Origin of the sequence: Roseomonas sp. TAS13, from assembly GCF_001950415.1 — a bacterium.
GTDB classification, from domain to species: domain Bacteria; phylum Pseudomonadota; class Alphaproteobacteria; order Acetobacterales; family Acetobacteraceae; genus Roseomonas; species Roseomonas mucosa.
Window position 1 is genome coordinate 1 of the sequence record NZ_BDLP01000332.1, and the last position, 4,774, is coordinate 4,774.

5 protein-coding genes, 1 tRNA gene and 2 pseudogenes are annotated in these 4,774 nt (G+C 71.2%); 1 reads left to right on the forward strand and 7 read right to left on the reverse strand.

What is annotated here, in order from left to right; translation table 11 throughout:
- From ROTAS13_RS19405 to ROTAS13_RS19420, 4 genes and pseudogenes are all read right to left on the reverse strand, one after another.
- A pseudogene (locus tag ROTAS13_RS19405) lies at positions 1-892 on the reverse strand (DUF1501 domain-containing protein); the annotation flags it as partial.
- Positions 889-2,208, reverse strand: coding sequence for a DUF1800 family protein (locus tag ROTAS13_RS19410; RefSeq protein WP_026033523.1), 1,320 nt, complete (start codon positions 2,206-2,208; stop codon positions 889-891). The gene ROTAS13_RS19410 and the pseudogene ROTAS13_RS19405, both read right to left, overlap by 4 nt.
- Positions 2,209-2,440: 232 nt before the next feature.
- A complete protein-coding gene (locus ROTAS13_RS19415; RefSeq protein WP_075823148.1) occupies positions 2,441-2,713 on the reverse strand; it encodes a hypothetical protein in 273 nt (90 codons plus the stop codon).
- Between the two features lie 172 nt (positions 2,714-2,885).
- Positions 2,886-3,158 carry a hypothetical protein gene (locus ROTAS13_RS19420; RefSeq protein ID WP_075823149.1) on the reverse strand — a complete coding sequence of 91 codons (273 nt, stop codon included), beginning with the start codon at positions 3,156-3,158 and terminating at the stop codon, positions 2,886-2,888.
- 322 nt (positions 3,159-3,480) lie between these two features.
- Here ROTAS13_RS19420 and ROTAS13_RS19425 point away from each other — a divergent pair, with 322 nt between their 5' ends.
- Positions 3,481-3,729 carry a hypothetical protein gene (locus ROTAS13_RS19425; RefSeq protein WP_019462861.1) on the forward strand — a complete coding sequence of 83 codons (249 nt, stop codon included), beginning with the start codon at positions 3,481-3,483 and terminating at the stop codon, positions 3,727-3,729.
- A 334-nt stretch (positions 3,730-4,063) separates the two neighbouring features.
- Here the strand turns inward: ROTAS13_RS19425 and ROTAS13_RS19430 are convergent.
- The 3 genes and pseudogenes from ROTAS13_RS19430 to ROTAS13_RS19440 form a co-directional block, all read right to left on the reverse strand.
- Positions 4,064-4,138 (reverse strand) — tRNA-Thr (locus ROTAS13_RS19430).
- A 125-nt stretch (positions 4,139-4,263) separates the two neighbouring features.
- On the reverse strand, positions 4,264-4,497 hold the full coding sequence (locus tag ROTAS13_RS19435) for a hypothetical protein (protein WP_226946033.1): 234 nt from the start codon (positions 4,495-4,497) through the stop codon (positions 4,264-4,266).
- A 78-nt stretch (positions 4,498-4,575) separates the two neighbouring features.
- Positions 4,576-4,755 (reverse strand): annotated as a pseudogene (locus ROTAS13_RS19440) (TrmH family RNA methyltransferase); the annotation flags it as partial.
- Between the last annotated feature and the right edge of the window lie 19 nt (positions 4,756-4,774).

A 4,774-nucleotide genomic window follows, 5' to 3' on the forward strand; every position in this document is an offset into this window, starting at 1 on the left:
GCCCAGCACGGGGGTCAGGCGGCGGGTCTGGTCGGCATGCGTGTCCCAACCGCCGATTTCCATGGCGGCGACGCGGGGGCCGTCGTCGCGCGCCAACAGGCGGCCGGCGGTGGCGGCGAGGCGGGTGAAGCCGCTGCCGCCATTGTTCGCCCATGCCGTCGCCGCCGAGGACGCCGGTGGCATAGCCACGGCCGCGGAGCCCGTCCGCCACGGCGGGGCCGAGTTCCGGATCGACGTGCAGGAGTTCCGCCATGCGGGCGTAGAGGTCCGGTGGCGGCCGCACCGGGCGGGGCGGCGCCCACATGCCGACATGCTGCGGCCCGCGCATCAGCAATGGCAGGTCGAGGCCGATGGCGATCCCCTGTTCCGGCGCGCTGGGGCCGGGCTCGGGCATGCCGGACAGGGCGCGGTTCAGCCAGCCGGAGGTCAGGCGCTGTGGGGCGCCGCTCTCCATCATGTCCTGCGCCTCGAAATGGCTGCGATTGCGGTAGGGGCCGGCAACGGCGTGGATGGGGAGGAGCTCGCCCTGGGTGAAGAAGCCGTGCAGGCTGACGAGGCGCGGGTTCAGGCCGAAGAAGCCGCCGCAGTCGAGCAGCCCACCCTCCTGGCCGGGCTCCGGCAGGGCGATGGAGCCGCGCAACTCGCGGTAGTTCGCGTCGCCATAGGGGGCCAGGGCGGCCATGCCGTCCATGGCGCCGCGCAGGATCACCACGACGAGGCGCTGCGGCGGGCGTGGCGCGCCCGGCGCCTGCACCGGGGATGGCGTGTCGGCGAAGGCGAGGCGGGCATTGGCGGTGACCGCCAGGGCGGTGAGGCCCAGCAGCAGGCCGCGGCGGCCGAGGCGGGGGAGGTGCCCCCCGCCATGGACGGTGTCGGGGATGTGGCAGCTCATCGGCGCTGGAACTCCGCGCTGGCGAGGAGAAGGGCGATGGCCTCACGCGGGGAGCCCGCGCGGGCGACGGCTTGGCGGGTCTCGTCGCTGGCCAGGGGACCGAGGGCGGTGTCGAGCACGGCCATCGGTTCGAGGCGGCTGAAGCGGCCGGCGGTCTCGAAGCACCAGTCGAGGCGCTGCATCACCGGTTCGGGGCCGAGCCAGTCGGGGGCGCGGTCGGGCCATCCATTGGGCTGCAGCGCGGTCCAGATCGGCTGGTTCAGGGTGTAGCCCGCGCCATAGGCGATGCGGGCGACGTCCTGCCCCCGGGCGCCGCAGGCGCGGAAGGCGGCAGCGATGAAGTCCTGCGGCGCGCGGAGCTTGCCGAAGGGCTGCGACCAGGCTTCCGGCAGGCGCGGCAGCAGGCGGGCGACGGCGCCGAGATCGCCATCCGTGTCGCGCCAGCGGCCGGCGATGCGGGCCACCACCTCGGGCGGCGGGTCGTCGGCCACGAAATGGCGGGCGAGCTTGAGGGCGACATGGCGGCGGGTGGCGGGGTGGGAGGCGAGGAAGCGCAGCGCCTGCTCGGCGGAATCCGGGCCTTCCTCGAAGCGTTCGCCCATCACGGTCTTGGGGCCCGGCTCGTGGTTCGAGGGGCGGAAGAGGGTGCCGAAGGGGTCCTTGTTGCGCTCCACGCCCCAGCCGGTGAGGAGGCGGGCGAACTCCGTCACATCCGCCTGGGTATAGCCGCTGGCGGGGGAGACCGTGTGGAGCTCCATGATCTCGCGAGCGAGGTTCTCGTTCAGTCCGCGCCCGCTGCGTTTGCCATAGGGGCTGCTGGGGCCGACCGAGGCGGTCTGGTCCAGGTAGTAGAGCATGGCCGGGTGCCGGAAGACGGCCAGCAGCATGTCTGTGAAGCGGCCGGTGACGTGCGGGCGGATGGCCTCGCGCAGATAGGGGCCGATGGTGGTGGAAACCGGGTAGCCGGCACGCTTGCTGACGGTGAAGTGGTTGGCCCAGAAATCGGCGAGGCGCTCACGATAGGGCTGTGGCGTGTCGATGCGCCAGGCGAGTTGGGTGGTGGCCTCGGCGACGAAGTTCTCCTCGATGGGGTTCTTCTGGCCCGGGGCGGGTTGGCCCATGGCGTCGAGGTCGCGCCAGATCTGGAAGCCGTCGGCCACGGTGCGGTAGCGGTCCTGGCCCGGCGGTGGCGGGGGTGGCGTGTCCGGACCGTCGAGCTGGCTGTCGAGCCAGGCGAGGGCATCGACGGGAAGGGGCTGGTCCGGTCGCGGCCCGAGGCCGAAGCGGATCGCCGCTGCGAGCGGAAGCATTTCCATGGAATGGATGCTGCTCGTGGTCGCAGCCGGATCGTGCCTCAAGAAGAGTAACGAAGAGCAACCGGAGGCCGGAAGGTCGCGACTTGCGCTGGAAAGTCAGGGTTTTCCGCGGATTGGCGTGAGGCGAGCCTTGACGGGCCGGGCGTGCGGCATGGCCTTGGGCAGCCCGCCTGGCCCGGCATTTATGGAAGGATGTTCATCCGCTGGCCTGTCCCGTTCGCGGGGGCAGCGGTCAGGCCTTCTCCGTCGGGGGCGGGGCGGGGTTGTGGCCAAGGCGCCGGTCGATCTCCAGCCGCAACTCCTCGGCCAGAAGCTCGGTCTTGGGGTCAATGGCCTCCAGCGCGGTGAGGACGGTCTGGCAGACGTCGCGCAAACCTTCCAGGAAGGCATTGCCGCCCTGTTTCTCTTTCACCGCAGCCTGGAGGCGGTCAGCCTCGACATGGTGCTCCTGTTCCCGCAGGTGGCGGACCAGGGTTTCGGTCTTGGCGACGGTGTCTTCGGTCATGGCTCCAGCCTGTTCTGCCACGGACAATCCCGGCACGGGCGGCTGCCTCCCTGTGCAGCGATTCCGTGGTGGTGAGGGCGCCGGGACGGCGACCCCTCCGCCAAGCTGCCCCTGTCGTTCCGCGAGGGGAAGCGGGGGCGCTGCTGGCCGGTTCCGCCCCTGGCGCCGTGGATCAGCCGAAATGCCGGACGTAGGCGGCCTTGATGGGGCAGGTGCCTTCAGCACCGCGCCAGGCGAGGTAGGAGCCGGCGCCCAGGGCCAGGATGTTCAGCAGCGGATTGGGGCGGGGCTTGGCGCCGGCGGCGGCCAGGGCGAGGCCGGCTAGGACGTAGAGGCTGCGCTGGCCCAGACTAAGCGTTGCGTCGTCGTCCCCGCTGCGGGCGGGGAGCTGGCTGTCATAGGGCTGGTTACCATAGGGCATGGGCTGGGTGGCCTGCTGGTCCATGGTCTGGATATCCCTTTGTCCGGTGTGGTGCATGCGCCGCGTCGGCGTTGTCTCCGGCACAACACCGCAGCCGGGGGGAGGGTTCCATGCCGCCCGGTTTCCCCCGGCCCGCGGGCGGGCCGGGGCGGGAAGGCTGCGCGGAGCGCAAAGGACGAAGCCCGACACGAGGAGGAGGACGAAGCCGTTCCCGCCGCATCGCGGGAAGCCCGGAGCGTTGCCGGGCGTTCAACCCGCATCTCCTTCCATGGCGAGGTCTGGTATGACGGCAGAGTTCTCCCGCCCGCCCCCGCCTCCGAGGCCCACGGACCCCTTCGACCTGTGGTTGCGGCAGAGCCTTCGGAAGCAGTTCGGCGACGGGGTTTTCGGCGATGGCATCGCGAAGTCGGTGCCGCAGGACTTGCTGCGCCTGATCTGCGACAGCAAGGCCGAGTGGGATTCCTATCGCGAGCGATGGCTGCCCGGCTCCAGCCTGGATGGAGGCGAGGGGACGGGGACCGCCACCGGGGAGCGCCAGGGCGCTGGCGTGGCGGTGGCAATGCCTGCCCAGGGCAAGGCCGGCCGCACAGGGTGAGGCGATGGCCGGACCGGGTGCCGGTGTCTCCGTGCCGGGCGTCCGGAGACGTGGCCGGGCGCCGGAAGGCGATCGCGCCCGAGGCCGGTCATGTGACGGTGCGTGGCAGAGTTCCGAGCCGGTTTTCGTTCTGACATGGCGATGTGCGCGTGTCCGGAACGCGTTTCCCTGGACTGCTGTGGCGCGTGGCGGGGTGTCAACGAACAGCCCGCCCGTGGAACTGCCGGCCGGGAGCCTGATGGTGCTGATCTTCGTGCTGGCGGCAGTGTCCTTCCTGTTCGGGGACGATCCCTGAGCGGGTGACCCGGCCGGCGTGTGCGGGGGGGATGGGGCGTGGTGCCGGGTGAGGGATTTGAACCCCCGACCTTCTGATTACAAATCAGCTGCACTACCACTGTGCTAACCCGGCGATCCGGCGCAAAGGCCCGGGACTTTATTGATGGTCCCCATCCACCCGCCACGCGGAGGCGCTCGGTCGGGCGGGCGGGACACTAGACTGTGGCGCGATCCGTCTCAAGCCGGGTGGGCGCGCGGTCAGGCATGGCCGACCAGGGGCGAGACGGGCAGGCGGGTGGAGCGGATCGCGGCGGCGAAGAGCCGCAGCGCCGCCGGTCCGCCGCGATCGAGGAGATTGCCCAGCTCCATCTCGTCGGCCAGCAGCTCGGCCTGCCGCGCCAGGGTTTCGGAGGCCTGCCGCAGGGCCTCGCGCGACAGGGCGAGGTGCAGTTCGTCGTTCAGGCCCGGCATGCCCGGAATGCGATGTTCCACGGGGTTTGCCCCCCTTTCGTTTGAAGTGCCGGCGTGTCCTCTTGATACGGCCGCGCCGGCATTCTGCCGCCGGGCCGGTTAAGGCTCCGTGACCGGCGGCTTCGCCCGCGCGATCTCATAGAGGGCGACCGTGGCGGCGGCGGACACGTTCAGGCTTTCCATGGCCGGGGAGATCGGCAGGCGCACCAGCTCGTCGCAGTTCTCGCGCTGCAGGCGGCGCAGGCCGCTGTCCTCGGCGCCGAGCACGAGGGCCACGCGGCTGTCTCTTGATCACAAG

Coding starts and splice junctions, on each gene's coding strand:
- ROTAS13_RS19410 (WP_026033523.1), bottom strand. CDS start 2,208: ATGGAAATGCTTCCGCTCGCAGCGGCGATCCGCTTCGGCCTCGGGCCG.
- ROTAS13_RS19415 (WP_075823148.1), bottom strand. CDS start 2,713: ATGACCGAAGACACCGTCGCCAAGACCGAAACCCTGGTCCGCCACCTG.
- ROTAS13_RS19420 (WP_075823149.1), bottom strand. CDS start 3,158: ATGGACCAGCAGGCCACCCAGCCCATGCCCTATGGTAACCAGCCCTAT.